Annotated in this window: 17 protein-coding genes; 5 read left to right on the top strand and 12 right to left on the bottom strand. The window is 45.1% G+C overall.

All coding sequences use genetic code 11. From position 1 onward, the window contains the following. The first annotated feature begins 216 nt into the window (after positions 1-216). The 3 genes from ACED28_RS14790 to ACED28_RS14780 all read left to right on the top strand — a co-directional run bounded on the left by ACED28_RS14790 (position 217) and on the right by ACED28_RS14780 (position 4636). Positions 217-1587, top strand: a complete 1371-nt coding sequence (locus ACED28_RS14790; RefSeq protein WP_017100653.1) for an L-serine ammonia-lyase — start codon at positions 217-219, stop codon at positions 1585-1587. A 608-nt stretch (positions 1588-2195) separates the two neighbouring features. Beyond that, entirely contained in the window at positions 2196-3650 is a 1455-nt protein-coding gene (locus tag ACED28_RS14785; RefSeq protein WP_371710160.1) for a peptide MFS transporter, read from the top strand. Positions 3651-3853: 203 nt separating this feature from the next. Further along, positions 3854-4636: a siderophore-interacting protein gene (locus tag ACED28_RS14780; RefSeq protein ID WP_371710159.1), complete on the top strand. Its 783-nt coding sequence runs from the start codon at positions 3854-3856 to the stop codon at positions 4634-4636. 114 nt (positions 4637-4750) lie between these two features. On the opposite strand, the gene gntR is transcribed toward ACED28_RS14780, so the two are convergent. From gntR to ACED28_RS14720, 12 genes are all read right to left on the bottom strand, one after another. Beyond that, positions 4751-5752, bottom strand: a complete 1002-nt coding sequence (gene gntR, locus ACED28_RS14775; RefSeq protein WP_371710158.1) for a gluconate operon transcriptional repressor GntR — start codon at positions 5750-5752, stop codon at positions 4751-4753. Positions 5753-5891: 139 nt separating this feature from the next. After that, positions 5892-7400, bottom strand: a complete 1509-nt coding sequence (gene gndA / locus ACED28_RS14770; RefSeq protein ID WP_371710157.1) for an NADP-dependent phosphogluconate dehydrogenase — start codon at positions 7398-7400, stop codon at positions 5892-5894. A 3-nt stretch (positions 7401-7403) separates the two neighbouring features. Continuing rightward, the gene (locus ACED28_RS14765; protein ID WP_371710156.1) at positions 7404-7901 is read right to left on the bottom strand and encodes a gluconokinase; all 498 of its coding nucleotides are present in this window, start codon (positions 7899-7901) and stop codon (positions 7404-7406) included. A 117-nt stretch (positions 7902-8018) separates the two neighbouring features. After that, positions 8019-9341: a TRAP transporter large permease subunit gene (locus ACED28_RS14760; protein WP_012600364.1), complete on the bottom strand. Its 1323-nt coding sequence runs from the start codon at positions 9339-9341 to the stop codon at positions 8019-8021. Then, complete coding sequence (locus ACED28_RS14755; RefSeq protein ID WP_004730132.1) at positions 9334-9891, bottom strand: TRAP transporter small permease subunit; 558 nt, start codon at positions 9889-9891, stop codon at positions 9334-9336. The genes ACED28_RS14760 and ACED28_RS14755 overlap by 8 nt, the downstream gene beginning before the upstream one ends. A gap of 65 nt (positions 9892-9956) precedes the next feature. Further along, the gene (locus ACED28_RS14750; protein ID WP_009845626.1) at positions 9957-10973 is read right to left on the bottom strand and encodes a TRAP transporter substrate-binding protein; all 1017 of its coding nucleotides are present in this window, start codon (positions 10971-10973) and stop codon (positions 9957-9959) included. A gap of 200 nt (positions 10974-11173) precedes the next feature. Next, complete coding sequence (locus ACED28_RS14745; protein ID WP_371710155.1) at positions 11174-12076, bottom strand: multidrug transporter; 903 nt, start codon at positions 12074-12076, stop codon at positions 11174-11176. Between the two features lie 137 nt (positions 12077-12213). Further along, positions 12214-12918, bottom strand: coding sequence for a phosphonate utilization transcriptional regulator PhnR (gene phnR, locus ACED28_RS14740; protein ID WP_009845628.1), 705 nt, complete (start codon positions 12916-12918; stop codon positions 12214-12216). A 68-nt stretch (positions 12919-12986) separates the two neighbouring features. Continuing rightward, entirely contained in the window at positions 12987-14696 is a 1710-nt protein-coding gene (locus ACED28_RS14735) for a putative 2-aminoethylphosphonate ABC transporter permease subunit (protein WP_371710171.1), read from the bottom strand. Between the two features lie 21 nt (positions 14697-14717). Next, positions 14718-15827 carry a putative 2-aminoethylphosphonate ABC transporter ATP-binding protein gene (locus tag ACED28_RS14730; protein WP_371710154.1) on the bottom strand — a complete coding sequence of 370 codons (1110 nt, stop codon included), beginning with the start codon at positions 15825-15827 and terminating at the stop codon, positions 14718-14720. Positions 15828-16054: 227 nt separating this feature from the next. Next, positions 16055-17476, bottom strand: a complete 1422-nt coding sequence (locus tag ACED28_RS14725) for an FAD-dependent oxidoreductase (protein ID WP_371710153.1) — start codon at positions 17474-17476, stop codon at positions 16055-16057. A 120-nt stretch (positions 17477-17596) separates the two neighbouring features. Next, the gene (locus ACED28_RS14720) at positions 17597-18607 is read right to left on the bottom strand and encodes a putative 2-aminoethylphosphonate ABC transporter substrate-binding protein (RefSeq protein WP_017094998.1); all 1011 of its coding nucleotides are present in this window, start codon (positions 18605-18607) and stop codon (positions 17597-17599) included. Between the two features lie 348 nt (positions 18608-18955). Between ACED28_RS14720 and phnW the strand changes: the two genes are divergently transcribed. Both phnW and ACED28_RS14710 read left to right on the top strand, forming a co-directional pair. After that, positions 18956-20059, top strand: coding sequence for a 2-aminoethylphosphonate--pyruvate transaminase (gene phnW, locus ACED28_RS14715; RefSeq protein ID WP_371708188.1), 1104 nt, complete (start codon positions 18956-18958; stop codon positions 20057-20059). Next, positions 20059-21498: an aspartate aminotransferase family protein gene (locus ACED28_RS14710; RefSeq protein ID WP_371710152.1), complete on the top strand. Its 1440-nt coding sequence runs from the start codon at positions 20059-20061 to the stop codon at positions 21496-21498. Before phnW ends, ACED28_RS14710 begins: the two co-directional genes overlap by 1 nt. Positions 21499-21570 lie beyond the last annotated feature (72 nt).

Genomic DNA, 21570 nt, shown 5'->3' with positions numbered 1-21570 from the left:
AAACATAGCACGCTCTTGTATTTCATCGCTCTATGCTTGCTCAACACGAGTTTCAATAAAAGAGACCTTTAAAGCAAAGAGCCAGCTCAATCGAATAACTGTTTCAGCCAAAGAACTGCTTCACCCAAAGAACAGGTTCACTCACAGAAGTGGAACTAACGAAATACAAATTTTACACAGAGTTCGTTCATCGAACCGTCTTCACAGGAAGTTACTATGCTGTCTATTTTTGATATCTACAAAATTGGGGTTGGACCGTCCAGCTCCCACACAAATGGACCAATGATCGCTGGGTTTAACTTTACCCAAAAAATTGATGCTCAGCTTACACAAGTAGAGCGTATTCAAATCGACTTATACGGCTCGTTATCATTAACGGGTATTGGTCACCATACAGACAGAGCAACCTTATTAGGTTTACTCGGCAACCGCCCCGACACCATTAAAATTACCAGTGCTAACAAAGCAATGCGTAAAGCAATTGAAGATAAGTCTCTACTGGTTAGCGGTAACCATGAAATTCACTTCGACGTAGAAAGCGACTTGCTGTTCCATAAAACCAACCTTCCGCTGCATGAAAATGGCATGACCATCTCTGCTTTTGACGCAAGCGGTAGTCTTTTAGAGATGGAAACATATTACTCAATTGGTGGTGGCTTTATCGCAACCGCTGATGAGCTACAAAATGGCAAGCAAGAAGCGAAAACGCAAGTTGAGTTCCCTTTTACTTCTGCTGACCAGCTACTTGAATTATCAGAGCAACAAGGACTTAGCCTTGGAGGCTTAATCCTGCGTAATGAAGTGTCTTTCCAAGGTATGGATGCGATTGACCAGAAAGCCGACCAAATCTGGAAGGTGATGTCTCTGTGCATGCAGCGAGGCTTCGACACCGAAGGCATCCTTGATGGCGGTCTAGAAGTGACGCGTCGAGCCCCTGCTCTTTTGAAAAAGCTTGAGGCCAATGCTTCGATTGAAAACGATCCAATGGAGATCATGGATTGGATTAACCTATTTGCCTTTGCTGTTAGTGAAGAAAACGCTGCGGGTGGACAAGTCGTAACATCGCCAACTAACGGAGCGGCTGGCGTTATCCCTGCGGTACTAATGTACTACCACCGCTTCATCAAAGAGCTAGACACCAAGCAGTTGAAAGACTTTTTAGCAGTCTCTGGCGCTATTGGCATCTTGTACAAAACCAACGCTTCGATTTCTGGTGCAGAAGTGGGTTGTCAGGGCGAAGTTGGCGTATCTTCATCAATGGCTGCAGCAGGCTTAACCGCCCTACGCGGTGGTAGCAACGAACAAATCTGCATCGCAGCTGAAATCGCTATGGAACACTCACTAGGTATGACATGTGATCCAATCGGTGGGCTTGTTCAAGTGCCATGTATCGAGCGCAATGCAATGGGCGCAATGAAAGCCATCAACGCATCACGTATGGCGCTGAAACGTACCAGCAAGTGTCTTATCTCGTTAGACAAAGTTATCGCAACCATGTACCAAACAGGTAAAGACATGAACAAGAAGTACCGTGAAACGTCCTTAGGTGGCTTGGCCGTGATCCACATGGCTCCTCCTTGTGAATAACCGCGAATACCAATCACAGTAAGTAAGTGATCATAAATAGCGCAGGAAAAAGGCTCAAGAACAAGGCGGCTCTTCTCGATAAGAAGTTTCGATAAGTAGTTATTCTACAATCAAAATTTCTAACGCAGTTATTGAGCGTTTTAACAAGCTAGGATGACCAGCTATTTACTACGATTGGTATAAAACACGAGTCGAGAAAGCCGCTGTAGAGACAGCATTCTCGTAAACGTCGTTTTCGATACCCAAACAGAGCCAGCCACCAAGCTGGCTTTTTTATTGGCTAAAATCCAACAGCTAATTGAAAGTGATACTCACTTGAATATTTTACAAGATTACCACCCGTAACTTTCCTTTCTTGGCTCGCGGATTAGCAACAAATAAATCTGACCGACATTTACACAACCATCCACTAGCAAAATCTAATATTGCATATTTAACGCATGAGAAAAATGAATCGCCCGATAAGAAAAGATATAGAGAGCAAAGTAACGAACACAGCAAATGTTTCATTTTATGTATTGCTATTAATGATATTATAATTGGGTAATTACACTACATATCAACACAAATGTGAGAATAAAATAATGTGAAATAGATTAAACAAATCAATGATGTTCTGCCAGATGATGTTCGGACTTTCGTTCTATGGCGTCATGGTGATCTTGACTCGTTTCTTCCTTGAAGATCTGAACTACAACGAAGCCGACACCATGATGGTTGTTGGTGCTTTCTCTGCAATCGGGCCGCTATTTGCTATCGCAGGCGGTTTCATCGCCGACAAATTTTTAGGCGCATACCGATCATTGACCATTGCCTTTCTCGGATTCGCAAGTGGTTATGGTCTACTGGTACTCGGTGCCGCAGCGACTAATGTTCCAATGGCTTTATGTGGTATTGCTTTAGCGAGTTATGCGCGTGGTTTGATGTCCCCTTCTTACCCAAGTCTTTACAAACGCACGTTCAAAACTCAAGAAGATTTCGAAAATTGCTACCCAATCAACTACTCAGTAAACAATATTGGTGCTCTATTAGGTCAATACTTGTTCCCAATGCTAGTGCTAGTTGTCGGTTTCCACGGTGGCTTCCTTCTTTCAGGTGTTCTAGCCGGTGCTGCACTTCTGATGATGCTCTTTGTTCGCAAAGGCCTTGTTGAAGCAAGTGCTGAAATCGATCAACAACCAGTTAGCACGAAAAACTGGGCTGCGTTCCTCGGTCTTTCTGCTGCAATGATTGGCTTGGTATTCTTCATGTTTTCTAACATGGATATTGGCCAGAACATCGTTTACGCGATCGGCGCGGCAGCAATCATCTACTTTGTCTCTTTGATGATGAAATCGAAGAAATCAGACATGCTGAAAATGGGTACTATCTTAATCATCACATTCCTGACGACATGCTTCTTCGTGTACTACGGCCAAATGATGACGTCGATGACAATGGTAGCGATCAACACAATGCGTGGCGATCTACTGGGCTTCATCCCTGTAGCCCCAGAAGCTTCAATGGCAATGAACCCACTTTGGTGTATGGTTGCAGGCCCTATTATTACGGGTATCTTCTCTAAGCTAGAAAAGAAAAACATTCACTTCTCTACCGCAACCAAAGTAGGTTTCTCTTTCATTCTGACGGCGATCGCTTTCGGTATCTTAACGATGGCAGTAACGACCGTAGGTGAAGATATTCTGATTCGCCCTGAAGTGTTCTTAGCAATCCACTTCTTCCTAGCATTTGGTGAAGTTATTGTTGGTTCTATGGTTGTAGCCTTCATTCTGTCTGTTGCACCTAAGCACATCGAGAACTTCTCAGTAAGCTTATTCTCTGTAGCAATCGCAATGTCAGGTATTGTTGGTGCCGTATTCTCAACGTCTATTGCACTTGAGAAAGGCCAAGAGATCACACAAGAGATCGTTCAAACGGTTTACGGTGATTACTTCCAAATGCTGACTGTTCTAGCGGTTGTAATGGTGGGTATCGCAATGGCAGCATCGTTCATTATTCGTAAGATGCTAGACGCAGCGAAAGCCGCAGATGAGACGATTGAACTAGAGCAAGCAAACAGCTAATTCTGCTCACGTTAAATAGCGCTAACGCTTCAAGCCCTTTAGTTTTCTAAAGGGCTTTTTTGTCGGTATGGATGCCAGGGTAAATAGATAGGTGATTCAAATTACGTTGCTCTGTGTAAATCAAAGTAAATGATAACTATTAGTATTGAGTGTTTTTTAGTTCAGGATTATGATGTCGGAATCAAAATCTAAGAGAGCCTTATATGAGCAAGCCTAGCCCTATCACATTAACTGTTACTCAAACCTCAACCATTACACCGAACATGCAGCGTATAACGCTTAGCGGTGAAGGATTAAGTAAGTATCCAACCGAATGTGCCGGCGGCTACATCAAGCTTTTATTCTCGCCATTGGGCACAACCGATTTAAGCCAACTGAATGATGGTGAGCGCCCAACCATGCGCACTTACACCATTCGTCAGTACAACCCTGTAGAAAACTGGATTGAGGTTGATTTCGTTCGCCACATCACCACAGATTTACAGTGTGGTTTTGCAGCAAGGTGGGCAATGAACGCGAAAGTGGGTGACACAGTTTCAGTGGCTGGCCCAGGTTTAATTCAAGGACTTAACCTAGAGTCAGACTGGTTCTTCTTAGTTGCAGATATGACATCCCTACCTGCGCTTTCTGCAAAAGTAAAATCGCTTCCAGAGCACGCCGTAGGGCACGCCGTCATCCAGATCAATTCAGCAGCAGATAAACAAACGCTTGAAGCACCTCAAGGTATAAAAGTCACTTGGTTAATTGAAGATGAAACTGAAGAAACACTTTCACAAACGGTTCGCAATTTAGAATGGTTAGACGGTCAGGTTTCGATTTGGACAGCGTGTGAATTTGAAAGCATGCGCGAGCTGAGACAATACTTCCGAAACGAAAAAGAAGTCGCGAAAGAGAACATCTACATTAGCAGTTATTGGAAGCGTGGCGTCACTGAAGATGGCCACAAAGTGTTGAAGCAACAAGATGCTCAAGCTTTAGCGGGTTAAGTCTGTTACTACATACATCTTTTGCCAGATAAATAAAAAACGCCCTTAGCGAAGTTCGTCTCGTTAAGGGCGTTTTAGTTTGAGCCCGATGAAGATCAAAGCTGACATGTAAAATTAGATACTCTCACCCACTTCAATCTCGTAACCGAGATCCAGCTTCGCCACCCATTCTTTGTTGCCTTGTAGACGCGCTACAACTTGCTGTGCAGCGACTTTACCGATCTGCTCCCTTGGTGTTACTACAGTCGCTAAACGCGGCGTCATCGCCACTGTGATGTCGTGTCCGTGGAAACCCGCAATCGCCATCTTCTCGGGAACTTGAATACCACGTCGTACGCATTCGTAAAAAGCACCAATCGCTAAATCATCGTTGGTACAGAAAATACCATTCACTTCAGGGTGCTTATCAAGTAACTCACCAATCAGTTTTGCGCCTAAAGTAAACGAGGACGCGTCTTCCGTTTGCAGCGTTACTGGCGTTTTATCGGCTTCTTGCATCGCATGCTCATATCCCGCCATTTTCAAGCGAGTACGTTCATCCATTCGAGCAGCCAAATAAGCGATATTGGTACGCCCTCGATCGAGCATGGTTTTAGTCATCGCTCTAGCCGCTTCAAAGTTATCAAAGCCCACTGCTTGTTCAATACGGGGAGACACCGAATCCATAATTTCAATCACAGGGATAGAAACAGTCTGCAGCATTTTACGCGCTCTATCTGTGTGCACATTTTCTGACAGGATAATCGCGTCAACGTTGTAAGAAAGCAGTGAAGCGATGCTTCGCTCTTCCAGTTCTGCGCTATAGCCATAGTGGGCAATCATGGTTTGGTAGCCTGCAGGCGCGGTGACTTGTTCAATGCCACGGATAACTTCGGCGAAAACTTGGTTAGTTAACGAGGGAACAAGAACACCGATAGCATTGCTTTTTGCGTTAGAAAGAATGTCTGGCGCACGATTAGGGATGTAACCTAACTCGTCGACTGCAGCGCTGATCTTATCTCGCAGTGCTTCTGATACCTGTGAAGAGTCTCTTAGACAGCGACTGACGGTCATTTTGGTGACACCAACTAGGTTGGCAACATCTTGTAATGTGGGACGTTTTTTCTTATTCGACATAATTAGTAATTATTATTTTTGAGTTATGTTACTGGTAACAGTGTATCCGACTGACGTGGAATTTGAAGCCTAATTTAGTAAAATGTTGATACAGCGTCATAATTACAAACGCCCTCTTGTTGAGGGCGTTATTGATTGTTTAAGCGTTCACTTTTACTTCAGTTCTTGGAGACTGACTCCAAGTCACGTGAAACTTTTCAGCTTCATCTCTATCGACTCGCGAATAAGTATGAGAACCAAAATAGTCACGTTGCGCTTGCAGCAGATTTGCAGGCAACACCTCACAACGTAATGAGTCGAAGTAACTCAGAGCAGAGCTGATTCCCGGCATCGGCACACCATACAGAGCTGAGTTCGCTACCGCGATGCGCCAAGCAAGCTCGCGCTCTTCCACTTGTTTGATGAAAGCCTCATCAAACAACAGGTTCGCTAGCTCACTATTTTGTTGGTAAGCCGATGTGATACTTTGCAAGAAAGCGGCACGAATAATACAACCAGCTCGCCAAATCTTAGCTATTTGAGTGAAATCGAGATTCCATCCCTCTTTGTCTGACGCTGTTTTCAGTAAATCAAAACCTTGCGCGTAAACAGACAACTTGGCGCAATATAGAGCATCGTGAAGCTCAGAAATAGCCTCTGTTTTATCCAGCTGACTGGCATCAGCAATACTGCCTTTTAGAAGCTGACTACCTTGAATACGTTGTGATTTTTGACCGCTCATCGCACGTGCATAAACCGCCTGTGCAATGGTTGGCGTTGGACAACCTTCTTGCAGGCTGTTAACTGCTGTCCACAAACCCGTGCCTTTCTGCCCTGCTTTATCAAGCACAACCTCAACGAACGGCTTACCCGTTACAACATCTTCTTGTTGAAGAATATCGGCACTGATTTCCATCAGGTAACTATTAAGTACACCGTTGTTCCATTGTTCAAAGACTTGTCCAATCTCTTGAGCTGGCATTTCAAGCACATCACGCATGAACTGGTACACTTCGCAAATAAGCTGCATGTCGGCATATTCAATACCATTGTGTACCATTTTCACATAGTGCCCTGTACCAGAAGGACCAACATACGCCGCGCACGCTTCACCCGCTTCAAACTGAGCAACCGGTAGTCCATTCGTATCCACTTTAGCAGCAATCGCTTCCCACATCGGCTTTACATACTGCCAAGCTGATTGGTCGCCACTGGCCATGAGCGCAGGGCCAACACGAGCGCCTTCTTCACCACCAGAAACGGCGGTGCTAAAGAAGCGCAGTTTGCCTTTGTAATTCACTTCACGCGCCTCGGTATCTGTCCAAAGGCTGTTACCCGTATCGATAACAATGTCGTCATTTTCTAAGCCAGCATCAAGCAAGCTATTCACGACGATATCGACAGGTTTTCCAGCAGGAACCGACAAAGCGATTACACGCGGCTTCGCGAGCCCTTGCAGCACATGTTCAAGGCTAGTCCCTTGTGTGAACTGACCTTTACCAGTAAACGATTCATTCAGCAGCTTGGCTTCTGAACTGGCGCGATCAATGTTGTCTGTATTCAAGTCAAAGCCAGCAACGTTAAAGCCGTTATCCAGTAGGTTGAGCGCAAGGCTTATGCCCATCACGCCTAAACCAATCATCGCGATGTCATTTTTTATCTGAGTCATGGTTTAACCTATCTGCTTAATTTGTTTGAGTGCACTTTCTACGACTTGCTCAACATCTTGCGATATATCGACAAATAGCGCTTCATCTAGCTCAGGTTCAACCAAGGTTGCGAATTGGCTTTTCAACATTTCTTGACCATTAAAGTAATGGTTTTCACGAGCTTTATGGCGATTCCAAATCGTATCGAAACTGCCCTGAAGGTATATAATCACTAAGTCTTCATTGTTCTCGCGCAGAATCTCGCGGTATTGAGGTTTCAATGCAGAGCATGCGATCACAGCACTTGGTTGTTCGATATATTGCTTATTCAGTGTTTCTAGCCATCCTTGACGATCTTCGTCAGTCAGCGGAATACCTTGACGCATTTTTTCTACATTGCTTTGTGGATGGAAGTCATCGCCATCAAAGAATTGAAATTCTAAAGCCTGCGCGATACGGCTACCAATCAGGCTTTTTCCGCATCCAGATACGCCCATCACTAGTATTTTTTTGCTTTTCATAAGGCAAGCCTTCCCTAAGCCCCACCAAAACAGGGGCTGACAATCGAATCTAATAGTTAAACTTGTGTTGCTGTTGATAGGTTCCTGAACGTTATACTCACTCAGGAACCTTTGCTGTTATTGCCACCAAAGCGCGAGCTGAGGGAAGATAATAACCAATGCCAGAACCAATACTTGAAGTGCAATAAACGGCAGTAATGAAGAGAAAATCTCACCTAAGCTGATGTCTTTTGGTGCTACTGATTTCAAGTAGAATGCCGCAGGACCAAACGGCGGTGACAAGAACGACACCTGCATGTTTAGGCAGAACACAACGCCGAACCATACTGGGTCAAAACCAAGGCCAGTGATGATTGGAACGAAGATTGGCATTGTTAGAAGTGCTACACCTACCCAGTCAAGGAACATGCCTAGTACCAACAAAATAGCCATCATGATTAATAGCGTTACTGTCGCGTTACCGCCACTGAGCGCAAGGATGGTTTCTTCAACAAAATCAATGCCGCCCATCAGGTTGTAGATACCAACCAATGCGCTTGCACCGATACCAATCCACATGATCATGCCGCAAGTACGCATGGTTGCGATGGCACTCTCTTTCAGCATGTTGTAGTTCAGCTCACCACGGATTAGTGCACTGATCATGATGCCAACTACACCCAAAGCAGACGCTTCTGTTACTGATGCGATACCTGTGTAGATACTGCCCAAAACCGTTGCGACAGAAAGCAATGGGAAGAACAGAGCTTTGAAGTAGCTTGGCTGATTGGCGATGTCTTCTTCTGTCTCGTCATCACTTGGAATTGGCGCAAGAGAAGGGTTGAGCTTACAGCGAATCAATACGTAGCCGATGTAACAGCCCGCAAGAATAAACGCAGGTAGGAAAGAAGCTTTGAACAAGTCGCCGATCGATACGCTGGCTGTCATACCGTAGATGATCAGTACGATACTTGGCGGAAGCATGGTACCAAGTGCGCCACCCGCACAGGTTGTACCGATAGCAAGCTTACGGTCGTAACCTAAACGAAGCATTTGAGGCAGAGCAAGAATACCCAGTAGTACCGTTTCACCACCGATAACACCTGACATCGAAGCCAGTAACACAGCTACCAATAAGGTTTGTACCGCAACACCGCCACGAACCTTACGGCCGACAGATTTCATTGCATCAAACAGATCACGCGCGATACCCGAACGGTCTAGTAAAGCGGCCATCAATACGAACATGGGAACGGCAAGGAAAACATAACCAGAAGCAAAGCTGTAGGTACGGCTTGCGATCAAAGGTAAGGCATCAGGACCAAACCAACACAGAGTGAAGAAAATCGCGACAAAGCCTGTTACGAACGCTAGCTGCATACCGGTCAGTAGCAAACCAATCATCATAACCAGCATGAGCAAACTGCCCCATGCGATACCAATAGAAGATAAATCAAACATCGTCATTCTTCCTTAGACCCATCAACTCTTGGATTAGGTGCAATACAAACTGGACAACAAGAACACACAAAACGACAAAAATCAGGCCTTTCAGCAACGCAGGATAAGGCGCGTTTAACACTGAACCTGATGTTTCAAGGCGGAATTCACCCCATGGTGCAAACCACGCTTCTTCCGCAGTGAAGTAAGCCGCGTAAGCCAGCATGCCAGCAAAGGCCAAACCAACAATGTGGTGAACAAGATTAAGATATTTGCGTGCTTGGTTAGACACTGAATCGTAGATAAGAACCACACGTACATGCTTATTCGCAGCAAACGCGTAGATACCACCAATAATGAATAAAGAACCACCGATGAAAGAAGCTGTTTCATGTACCCATGTGGTCGGGGCATCGAATGCGTAACGCATCACAACTTCATAAAATGAAATCAATACAGTAAAAATAAACAACCAGCTAACGAGATTACTGAACTTTATAACAAAACGATCAAGCGCATTTCTTGGTTGCTCGTCGTTTTCAGCTGGGGCGTGGGGGATTTTATCGGTCATGAGCCAAATTTCCTGGGAGAATACGGGAGAGCAATGCCCTCCCCCGTCAGTTAGCTAAGTTTAAATTACAGTAAGCCGTTTTCTTCTAGGAACACTGTTACTGAAGTGTAAACTTTTCCTGCGTTATCAGAACGCTCTGCAAATACTTTCCATTGGCCTTTCGCGATTTCACGGAACTTCTTACGCTCTTCTTGAGACCAGTCGTGGATAGTAATTTCAGGGTTCGCTTGAGCTTCTTTAAGCGCAGCTTGGTCAGCCATTTTCAGCTGAGTCGTCATGTCGTAAGAGAAGTCACGCACTGATGTTTGCAGCATTGTTTGTAGATCAGCTGGCATCTTGTCCCATTTCTTCTGAGAAATAGAGATATCGATAAGCGGCAATGAGTGGAAACCCGGTTGAACTGGGTGAGTAGCGATATCGTTCATGCCCGCTTTTTGGTTGGTAGAGAATACCGTGTAGTCCGCGGCATCAATTACGCCTTTGCTTAGGCCAGTAAATACTTCAGAACCCGGCAGGTTTACTGGAGTTGCACCCGCCGCTGCAAATACTTGTTGAACTAGGCCCTCAGGCGCACGCAGTTTAAGACCTTTAAGATCCGCAACACCATCGATTGGCTTTTTAGAAATGAAAGATTCAACACCCGTCGTAGAAGCACCAACAAACTGAACGCCGTAAGGCTTGTACAGTTCGGTCATTAGCTCATTACCACCACCGTAGTTCATGTACTGAAGCAGTTGTGTTGTGTCTGACCATGCGCCAACCATGTTACCGATAAGACCAAATGCTGGATCTTTACCAGAGAAGTAACCTGTTGCTGTGATGTGACCATCTAGGATGCCCATTTTGATCGCGCCTAGCGTTTCTGTGTGCTTAACCACAGCGCCTACAGGCAGAAGATCGATATCAATACGTCCGTTAGACATCGTCTCTACGCGCTCAGCCCACTTCTGCTGAACTTTGAAGTTCAAGTCGCCAGAAGGATCTGAAGATTGAATTTTAAGTTTAAAGTCTGCAGCCATTGCTGAAGTAGCAAATAGACCAGTGAGGGAGGCAGCAATCAGCGTTTTAGTCAGAGCTTTCATTTGGGTATCCTTATGAGTTTCACAGAGTCCGGTTTGTAATTATATGTTACCGGTAACGTTGAGGTGGATGTTACCGGTAACTTTGCAGCCTTGTCTATGAGAAGGATCACATCTTTAACATTAGTAAAACGTTTGCTATCAATAAGAAAAATGCGACTGAAAAGTCACATTATAGGTTGGAGGTAGGATTTAATTTCTTTTTAAGTCAGTGAGATAACTAAACCTGCAATGATAAAAACGACGCCTACACCACGTGTAACGTGCCACTTTTCCTTTAAAAAGTAGATCCCCATCACTACGCCGAAGATGATACTTACTTGCCTAAGAGCGACAACCAAGCTGACGTTCTCAGTCATAGTCATCGCAAACAACACCAAACCATAAGTCGAAGCCATCATGATGCCGGCCACAGTGGCTTTCTTTCGTAGTATCCACGCATTAGTAAACTCGATTCTTTGGTTGGTTACGAATAACCAAACACTCAGCGGAATCACAATCGCCCAAAACTGAATGCCTAGGTAGAAAATCGCAGTGTGTTTGTTAGTAACGATTTGTGTGCTTAGAGGCTCTAATAATAGAAGCGCCTCTTTATCAATGATCGAATAGCCCGTGGTACCAATAGCGGCGATTAACGCCCACAGCACGCCAAGGTTGAGATACGCTTTTAACCTAAGATCTGAAAACTGCTTAAGTGGTACAAACAAACAACCCAAGGTTATTAAAGTGAACCCAATCCATTGATTCGCTGACAATTCATAGCCGATCAACACAGTCCCTAAACCCACCATCAACACAGGCAGTGCTCGTGCCATTGGGTAAATAACACCGATATCAGCTTGTTTATAGGCCGCACCTAACCCAATCAAATAGATGATTTGACAGATCCCACTCAAGAAAACCAGTTGCCAAAATGGAAGTGAGATATTTGATAGCCCTACACTGTGAACATACCAGAGCAAGTAAGGTGTCAATATCGCTGCGGCGGCAAAGCCAGAGGCTAGGAAGAAAGACGAACCCGATCCTTGATTAGATTTACCTAGAACGTTCCAACCCGCATGAAGCAAAGCCGAAATAATCACGATTACAATGGCAGAGAATTCCATTTCATTCCTAAATTATTGATGAATTAGCACAACGGCTGACAACAGGTGATAAAAAAGGCCTCCGAATAAGAGACCTTTGAGCGTTTCAATTGGGCAATCCTGCATAATTGCAGGTATGCCAACGTTATAACGTATGACTAGCGCTCTAGCTGTGCGATCGACTCAATGCTGATCGCGTCATGACGCCAATATTCAATATCGCAATCAATCAAATCACCGTCTTGATTGTAATTAACACGCTCAACCACCATAGCCGGAGAACCCGAAGTCGCACGCAGTGCTTGCGCTGTTTCGCCCAGCAATGATGTTGTGCTCACACGATAACGTATCTTCTGATACACCACACCAAAGTGCTCGCGGTAGATGTCCGTCAACGATTTCGACAAGTCATAATCAAGCAAATTAGGGAACAGCTCAGGTCGAATGTAGTTGGTCACATACACAACGGGTCTGTCTTCAAGATAACGAACTCTGTCTACTCGATAAACATCCGAAAAAGGTTGCAGCTCAAGAAGCTTAGTTGCTTCCTTGGTTGCTAACATGCCTTTCGCTGCCACTAATTCTGTTTTCGGCTTACGATTCTGCGACAAAGCCATATTAGTGAAGTTCAGCGTTTGAGTTGGGTCGTAGCGCAGTGGCGCTGGAGAGATAAACCAACCACGGCGGTCTTCTCGATAAATACGCCCTTCAGCTTCAAGTGAAGACAGCGCTTCACGCAACGTTACTCGTGTTGTATCAAACGATTCAGCCAGTTTGCGCTCCGCAGGCAGCTTCTGTCGTGGCGTTAACATGCCCGACTCTATCTGCTCTACGATGACGTCTTTGATTTTTACGTACTGCACTTCATTTCCTTTTATTCTTGTTCTTGTCGTCAGCCATTCCTTGGCCAACTGCAATATAAAATGGTTCGCTAGCGTTTGCGCCAAGCTTGGGTGCGCTTCTCAAATAACTTGTTGATTAGCATATGAATCAACTTCGCACTTGCCGCCGATATCATGATCATGACGGCCATGGCTGCTGCTGCACCGGTTTGTCCCGCATCGTCCATATTCAGTACTGAAACTGACGCAGGTATCGTATCGGTAGAATACAAGAATACTACCGCAGATGTCGTGGTAAGTGCATTAATAAACAAGTATGTCGCAATATCTAAAATCGCAGGCAAACAAACCGGCACCGTTACCTTAAAGAACAGCTTGTATTGCGGTAGGTTAACTGAAGCCGCCGTTGCTTCTATCTCTTCAGGCAGCTGTTTTAATGCGGTTAATGCCGTCATGTGCCCTACCGTGTAGTAGTGAACCACGGTGTTGATCACCAAGAACGCCATCGTGCCATACAAAAAGTTAAGTGGGTTGCTCAAGTCATTAAAGTAGAAGATGTACCCCAAACCCAACACCATACCCGGAACCGCCATCGGCACAACGCTGAGCATTTGCATCGCTTGACGAACTGGACCAAATGCTCTTCCTTTCTCAATGCAATATGCACCCAAGAAAATCAACACTGTACCGATAATAGCAGTCCAAGCACCGAGCGTTAGAGAGTTGAAGAACGGCGTCCAACCGTAGGTACTCATTTCTGAGAAATTATAGTTATTCAAGGTGAGTGCTTTGTTCCAAGGCCAGAACGTGACCATAGAACCGTATATCGCCATGCCTAGCACGATAACAACAGCAGCAGAGATGATGGTGCAATAGAGCAAACACACGCCATCACGTAGAGTGTTTGGTTCAGGTTGGTACGCGACGGATCGAGTATCAAACAAGCTCTTCTGTTTCTTTTGAACCCAGCGATCCACTGTAAACGCAAGCAACGCAGGCAACAGCAACAAAATACTGGTCACTGCACCCATAGAGAAATTCTGTTGCCCTACCACTTGTTTAAAGATGTCAGTCGATAGAACGTTATAACTGCCACCAATCACCTTTGGCACACCAAAGTCACAAACCACCAGCGTAAATACAACGATCAGCGTGCTGATCAAACCATACTTTGCCGCAGGTAGCGTCACCATGAAAAAGGTTTTTAAAGATGAAGTATTGAGTGCACGTGCCGCCTCATACAGACGAGCATCAGAGGTTCTTAACGAGGTGGTCAGAATCATCAAGGCGTGTGGAAAAGTCCAGAATATTAAGCCGAGTGATATACCAATCAAACCGTATACCGAATTCCCCCCTAACACTTCTTTGGCGATACCTTGGTTACCAAATAAGAAGATCAAACTGATCGCAGGAAGCAACGACGGAGCTAGAATCGGCGCTGAACCCAACACCTGAAAAAGCCCCTTGAAAGGCATGCATGAACGAGTCAAAGCATAGGCATACCCAAACGCTAATACTCCCACGACAACGTTCACTAACAACCCAAGCGTGAACGTATTGCCTACCGACTGCCACAGGCTTTGAGAAGCAAAATACGTTGCGAAATTCTGTAATCCTACAAATTCTCCGTCTGCATTCTGAACGCTTTTTTTCAACATTGCCCACAGTGGCATCAGAATAAACAGCGTCATGACCACAGACAAAAAGGCCAACAACCCAAATAGGATTACGTTGTCTTTACTTAATCGAGCCAGAAAAGGTTGTACTCGTCGTTGAATTAGCAGCTTAGATTGCATCATTTGAGTCGATTCCATGATTATTTACGCCGCCTCGTCTTTCATCACTTGCAGGCTTTTCAATGGGTAAGCTCTAAGGCCATCTTGATCAAACGCCACGTAACGAATATCACTGCGACGCAGCTTCAATCGGTTGAACTCTTTGACTGATACATCAACGATGATCTCTTTCGCCGTTGAGTCATGTTGCAATTGACACTCAACACGATAAAACGCCCCGAGGAACTCGCTTGATACGATTCTCACGGGTAATGACTCACTAAAACGATCCACAAACTGAATTTGCTCTGGACGAACGGCAATATCGAAAACATCACCAAGTTTTGGAGTGAGGTTATCTAAACCCGGCAACGGTAACATTGACTCAGCAATACGTATCTTGCCTTGCGCTGCGACAGAAGCTTGAATGAAGTTCATGCTGCCAACAAACTTAGCCACAAAACGACTGACGGGTTTTTGGTAGATCTCTTGTGGGGCACCTACTTGCTCAATGACACCATGGTTCATCACCACAATTCGGTCTGCCATCGTTAAGGCTTCATCTTGGTCGTGCGTCACCATGATAGTGGTGATACCCAACTTGCGTTGCAGTTGGCAGATCTCGTCACGCAGATGTGTTCTTACCTTCGCATCCAACGCAGACAGCGGTTCATCGAGGAGTAGCAAACCTGGAGACAAGGCCAATGCACGAGCGAGAGCCACGCGTTGCTGTTGTCCACCAGACAGTTGATTCGGGTATTTCTGGCCAGATGTTGGTAAACCAATGGTTTCTAACCAAGATTCTACCGCTTCCAGAGCTTCTTTGGTCGACATCCCTTGATTCTTCAAACCAATTGCGATGTTCTCTTCCACAGTCAGGTTGGGAAATAGAGCATAAGATTGGAATACGATACCAAAATCGCGCTTCTCAGGAGGTAGGAACGTCGTATCCGCTCCATTCTGCTCAATTGAGCCTGAGGTCGGTAAATCCAGCCCTGCAATCGCACGTAGTAGTGTCGTTTTACCGCAGCCAGACGGGCCAAGGAAACAGACGAACTCACCTTTTTCGATCGATAGGGATATGTCTTTTAACGCTGTAAATTGGCCAAATTGCTTTACAACGTTTTCAATATTCAAATAAGTTTGGTTGCTCATACTACAGCACTCTCTATATGGTATATACCAAATTTAAACTGGGAATATTGCAGTTGAGTGACAAATTTATAGTAGCTAAATGACAGTTATATTGCAGATATAATAAGCATTAAAGATTGCTATTTGTTCAGCTTTAAAAGTTAGTTCAACGTTGAAAGCCCTCAATGACGAACCAAAAAGTCACTGAGAGCCTAAATGTAAACTTCTAATTTAAACGCTAGATTAATCTATGATTCAACCTTGTCGGCTTTGCCCGCCGCACCTGCGAGTTTGGATAACTGTCTATCTAGCCACAATGGCGTGTTACCAGAATCTTCTGCGTTCTCTTTTCTTCGCACCGCATCACGCACCATCATCGCACCTACCCAACGAAATGGCTCTGGCGGGAAATAGCCTCGTGGACCGCTAGTTAAGCCACTACGTGTCCATTCGTTATCACCTCCTAACACCATTGAAGACAAAATTTTGCCTCCCATGCGAGTTTGAGCCACACCATTACCTGAGTAACCGAGCCCATAATAGATGTTGTTTTGGCCTTTTAGATTACCGAAAAATGGCAATCCTGTGACGGATCGGTCAGAACCGCCCGACCAGTTGTAATCGAATTCATTCTGCTCCAGTTTAGGGAACAATTTCTGGAAAGATTGATTGAGAATCGGTAGGTAGTTAGTCGTTTGGTTAAACATGCTTTCAACCTGATTCGCAAACGAGAATTTATTGCCGCCTTTGCCTAACATGAGTCGTCCATCCTCAGTGTCACGGTAGTAATGAACAAAGATACGTGAGTCCACTACCGCCGCTCCTTTTTCGGGACCAAATTGCTTGAGCTTTTCAGGAATAGGCTTGGTCACTACCATATCTGAAGAGACAACCACTATGCTGCGTTTGAACTCTTTAAAGTGATCGAGCATCCACGCATTGAGTGCCAAGATCACTTTATCGGAAGTTATCGTCCCCCCCTTAGTTTGGACACGAGCTGGTGAGCCGTAATCAAGAGAAGTCATTTCTGTATTTTCGTAAATTTCGACACCCAATTCGATCGCAACGCGGCGTAAGCCTCTCGCCAATAACGCTGGCTGAACGCTACCAGCAGCTTCTGAGTAGTAACCTTCAATGTGGCGATCAGATCCCGCTTTATCAGCCAAAGAATTATCGCACTTCTTCCAGCTATTAATGCCTTGCTTAACCAGTTCATTAACGACTGGCTCCATTCCACCCTTCTGAGCTTGATTGGTCGCCGTGTAATAAGTGCCACTTCGATACAGATGCGCGTCGATGTCGTGTTCGTTACAGAAAGTTTCGATCTCGTAAATGACCTTTTCAGATTCCTTAACCAGCCATTTCGCCTGCTCTCTTCCGTAGAGCTTTTTCAGCGTTGGATACTTTGTCGACCACGTCAGCATACACCCTCCGTTCGCGCCAGAAGCACCGCTGCCACACAAACCTTTTTCAATCACCACAACGTGCTTTTGAGGCTGTTGTTGTTTGATTAAAATCGCCGTCCATAAACCAGTGTAACCACCGCCGACAATGGCGATATCACAGTTAACGTCTTTTTGAAGCGGCTTAGCCGAATCTAGCCCCGCATTGATGTTGCCAAATTCTTGTTCTAACGCTTGCTTGAACCAATATGAGTAGTGCTTTGTCATTTGTTGTACCTTACTTAAAACCTAAAGGTGTAAAACTAAAAAAGGAAGACCGAAGCCTTCCTTTACTGATTCCCAACTTCTAATGAACCAAATAGTTAATTAACTGGGTAAGCCAACAAGTTAAGATTTTGGCTCTGATTTAGCGTCGAACTTCTCAGACCATGTTTTCAGAACATCTGCACGTTCGCTACCCATACGAGCGAAGTCCATTTTTGCCATATTCTTCTCTACGTTCGGGAAGTTCTCTGCTTTACCTGTTACATCTTGGTGGCCAACAACTGGGTACATTTCGATGTAAAGCTCGTTTGCCGCTTTAGAAATAGACCAATCGATAACACGTTGTGCTGCATCAGAAGGCTTAACAAGGCCTACCGCTTCAGATTCCCAGCCGATGCCTTCAGGCGTAATAACTGAAAGTGGAGCGCCTTGAGTTTTCAGCTTAGCGCCACGGCTCGCCATAGAAATACCGATAGCGACTTCACCCATGCCCGCTTGAACACATGGCTTAGAACCAGAGTGCGTGTAGTGAGCAATGTTTTGGTCTAGCTTCTGCATGTAGTTCCAACCTTGGTCTTCACCCATGTTTTGTAACCAAGCCGAAACCTGCATGTAGCCCGTACCAGAAGATGCTGGGTTTGGCATAGCAATGTGACCTTTATAGATAGGTTTCGTTAGGTCATCCCAAGACTTAGGCGCCGGTAGGTTCAATTGCTTAGCCACCACTTCGTTAAAGCAAACTGCATTAAAGAATGCATCATTGCCGTACCAAGCTTGAGTAGATTGCGGGTCGTTGAGGTTTGAACGCAGTGCTTCTACACCTTGAGGTGTGTAAGGCTTGAGAATGCCCTCTTCTTTAAGCAAAGCCATAGAAGAGCCCGCAAGACCCCATACTACTTCTGCACGAGGGTTGTTTTTCTCGGCCAATAATTTTGCCGTCATGATCCCAGTTGAGTCACGAACCCATTTGATGTTGATGTCTGGGTTTTCACTTTCAAATGCGTTTTTGTATTTCGCTAAAATGTCAGTTTCAAAAGCGGTGTAAACCGTCACTTCCTGTGCTGCATAAGCATTACCCGCTAATAGAGTAACTAATGCTGCGAGTGATCCTTTCATAAAACGGTTTTTCATCATTTTCTCCAGTCAGGCCCGATGCCAAGGTTAGGAATTGCCAAGGTTAAAGTTGTTAAGGCTAGAAGCTCCATCTAGAGGCTTCTATATCCATAAATTCATTTAGGTTGTGAGCACACACTTTTATTTGGTATGTACCAGATAGCGAGTATTAACCTAATCGACTTTTATGACGATTAAATGAACAAAAAATGGCAGTTTCAAGATCGGAAAATTTCTCAACATCAGTGACAAATTTGAATATGAAGCTTTTGTGAAATAACGTTTTGGCTATTTACGACCGTTTAAATTGGTTGTTAAAGTAATTGCAAATATTGGTATAGTCCAAAATATAAATCACGAGAATTGAACATGAGAAACGAATACCTACTACTGACACCGGGTCCTCTATCTACTTCTGAAACCGTTCGCCAAGCGATGCTAAAAGATTGGTGTACGTGGGATGATGAATACAACAAAGACGTTGTTGAAGTGATTCGTAGCAAGCTAGTGACTTTTGCGACTAAGCAAACGGGTTACACGAGCGTACTAATGCAAGGTAGCGGCACCGCTTCAGTTGAAGCAACAATCGGTAGCGTTATTTCTAAAAGCGGTAAGCTTCTTGTTGTTGACAACGGTGCGTATGGGGCTCGGATTGCTCAAATCGCAGAATACTTAAACATTCCATGCCATGTCGTTTCCCCAGGTGAAACATCACAACCTGACTTGAACGAAATGGAAACGGCATTGGCCATGGATTCAGACATTACTCACGTGGCGATTGTCCACTGTGAAACCACCACTGGCATGCTGAATCCAATTGAAGAGATTGCCAAATTGGCAAAACAGCACAACAAAACCGTCATTCTTGATGCTATGTCGAGCTTTGGTGGCATCCCTATGGATATTGCTGACTTAGGCATCGACTACATGATCAGCTCTGCAAACAAGTGCATTCAAGGGGTACCGGGGTTCGGCTTTGTTATTGCTAAGCAATCAGATCTCGAGAAGTGTAAAGGCCAAGCTCGCTCATTAAGCCTTGATTTGTTTGACCAATGGCACTGTATGGAAAGCAACCATGGGAAATGGCGCTTCACCTCTCCGACTCATACAGTGCGCGCTTTCTACCAAGCTCTACTTGAATTGGAACAAGAAGGCGGCATCGAAGCTCGTCATAGTCGCTACCAAACCAACCAAACCACATTGGTTGCAGGTATGCGTTCTCTTGGCTTTGAACCACTGCTTAATGATGACCTTCACTCACCTATCATTACCTCTTTCTATTCTCCAACTCATAGCGATTACCAATTCAAGGAATTCTATGATCGTTTGAAAGAACAAGGTTTTGTGATTTACCCGGGCAAGGTTTCAAACGCAGACTGCTTTCGAATCGGTAACATCGGTGAAGTGTATCCGTCAGACATTGAAGCTCTCATTGGCGCTGTAGAAAACGCTATGTACTGGGACATCAAATAATGACGATGACCAATCAAGAGCCGATTCTAAAGGCCACACACTTTCGAAGCGAAGGCGATGTGAACACCACGCCAGCACGCGAAAAATGGAACGAATCGCTAAACGATGATGCGACTCAAGCAATGTTAAAGCGTGACTCTGACGTGTTTCTTCATCAAGCCATGTCAACACCTTGCCTAGACACGCTTGAAGCTGCAGAAGGCATCTACATTCAAGATGCGACGGGCAAGAAGTACATGGACTTTCACGGCAATAATGTTCACCAATTAGGTTATGGCCACCCACATATTATTAATAAAGTGACTCAGCAAATGGCGTCATTGCCGTTTTCACCGCGTCGCTTTACCAATGAGACTGCCGTTCAGTGTGCTGAAAAACTCACACAGATCTGCGGTGGTGATTTGAATCGCGTGTTGTTTGCTCCCGGGGGCACATCCGTTATCGGCATGGCGCTAAAACTTACTCGACATGTCACCAACAATTTCAAAGTAGTGTCATTGTGGGACTCATTCCATGGTGCGTCACTCGATGCAATTTCAGTGGGTGGCGAAGCTTGTTTCCGCGAAGGCATGGGGCCATTAATGGCTGGCGTAGAACGCATTCCACCAGCCGTCTCTTATCGCGGTGCTTTCCCGCTTCGCGATAGTTTTCCATTAAGTGGGAATAACGCTAGCGATTCAAACGAGACTGCATGTGATGTGCACTATGCCGATTACCTAGAATATGTGATTGAAAAAGAAGGCGGTATTGGCGCCTTCATTGCAGAAGCGGTTCGTAACACAGACGTTCAAGTGCCAAGTAAGGCTTATTGGAAGCGCATCCGTGAGATCTGTGACAAACACAACGTCATGTTGATCATCGACGACATTCCAAACGGTATGGGTCGCAGTGGCGAATGGTTCACTCACCAAGCGTTTGATATCGAACCTGACATCCTATGTATCGGTAAAGGTTTTGGCGGCGGCTTAGTACCAATCGCAGCCATGATCACTAAAGACAAATACAACACGGCAGCGCAAGTATCTCTTGGTCACTACACCCATGAGAAAAGCCCAATTGGTTGTGCGGCAGCACTCGCGACCATGGAAGTGATTGAGCAAGAAAACCTACTTGAAAAAGTACAAGCGGACAGCGCATTCGTGCGTGAACAGTTGCTTCAAATGAAAGAGAAGTACCCAGTCATTGGTGACGTTCGCGGCATCGGCCTGCTCTGGGGGGTGGAATTGGTCACCGATCATATCACCAAAATCCGAGCTTTCGATGAAGCGGAAGCAGTACTTTACCAATGTCTAAACGATGGCCTGAGTTTCAAGGTATCACAAGGTAATGTGATTCAGTTGAGCCCACCATTGATCATCAGCCGCAGCGAACTAGAAGTCGCTCTGTCTGTATTCGAAAAAGCGATAGCAAAAGTCTGCAAAGACTTTGAATACCTTTAAACCACCTTTTAAAGCATGCCTTGAAGCAATAATTTCAAGCAACCAATAACCTAAAACAATCATTCATCTCCC

It is taken from the genome of Vibrio sp. 1F253 (assembly GCF_041439295.1).
GTDB lineage: Bacteria > Pseudomonadota > Gammaproteobacteria > Enterobacterales > Vibrionaceae > Vibrio > Vibrio tasmaniensis_A.
Note: the sequence above shows the minus strand (reverse complement) of the source record. Positions and strands in the feature narration are given on the sequence as shown.

Bases quoted from the DNA above. Each gene is read 5' to 3' on its own strand.
- ACED28_RS14790 (WP_017100653.1), top strand. From the start codon at position 217: ATGCTGTCTATTTTTGATATCTACAAAATTGGGGTTGGACCGTCCAGC.
- ACED28_RS14785 (WP_371710160.1), top strand. From the start codon at position 2,196: ATGATGTTCTGCCAGATGATGTTCGGACTTTCGTTCTATGGCGTCATG.
- ACED28_RS14780 (WP_371710159.1), top strand. From the start codon at position 3,854: ATGAGCAAGCCTAGCCCTATCACATTAACTGTTACTCAAACCTCAACC.
- gntR (WP_371710158.1), bottom strand. From the start codon at position 5,752: ATGTCGAATAAGAAAAAACGTCCCACATTACAAGATGTTGCCAACCTA.
- gndA (WP_371710157.1), bottom strand. From the start codon at position 7,400: ATGACTCAGATAAAAAATGACATCGCGATGATTGGTTTAGGCGTGATG.
- ACED28_RS14765 (WP_371710156.1), bottom strand. From the start codon at position 7,901: ATGAAAAGCAAAAAAATACTAGTGATGGGCGTATCTGGATGCGGAAAA.
- ACED28_RS14760 (WP_012600364.1), bottom strand. From the start codon at position 9,341: ATGTTTGATTTATCTTCTATTGGTATCGCATGGGGCAGTTTGCTCATG.
- ACED28_RS14755 (WP_004730132.1), bottom strand. From the start codon at position 9,891: ATGACCGATAAAATCCCCCACGCCCCAGCTGAAAACGACGAGCAACCA.
- ACED28_RS14750 (WP_009845626.1), bottom strand. From the start codon at position 10,973: ATGAAAGCTCTGACTAAAACGCTGATTGCTGCCTCCCTCACTGGTCTA.
- ACED28_RS14745 (WP_371710155.1), bottom strand. From the start codon at position 12,076: ATGGAATTCTCTGCCATTGTAATCGTGATTATTTCGGCTTTGCTTCAT.
- ACED28_RS14735 (WP_371710171.1), bottom strand. From the start codon at position 14,696: ATGATGCAATCTAAGCTGCTAATTCAACGACGAGTACAACCTTTTCTG.
- ACED28_RS14730 (WP_371710154.1), bottom strand. From the start codon at position 15,827: ATGAGCAACCAAACTTATTTGAATATTGAAAACGTTGTAAAGCAATTT.
- ACED28_RS14725 (WP_371710153.1), bottom strand. From the start codon at position 17,476: ATGACAAAGCACTACTCATATTGGTTCAAGCAAGCGTTAGAACAAGAA.
- ACED28_RS14720 (WP_017094998.1), bottom strand. From the start codon at position 18,607: ATGATGAAAAACCGTTTTATGAAAGGATCACTCGCAGCATTAGTTACT.
- phnW (WP_371708188.1), top strand. From the start codon at position 18,956: ATGAGAAACGAATACCTACTACTGACACCGGGTCCTCTATCTACTTCT.
- ACED28_RS14710 (WP_371710152.1), top strand. From the start codon at position 20,059: ATGACGATGACCAATCAAGAGCCGATTCTAAAGGCCACACACTTTCGA.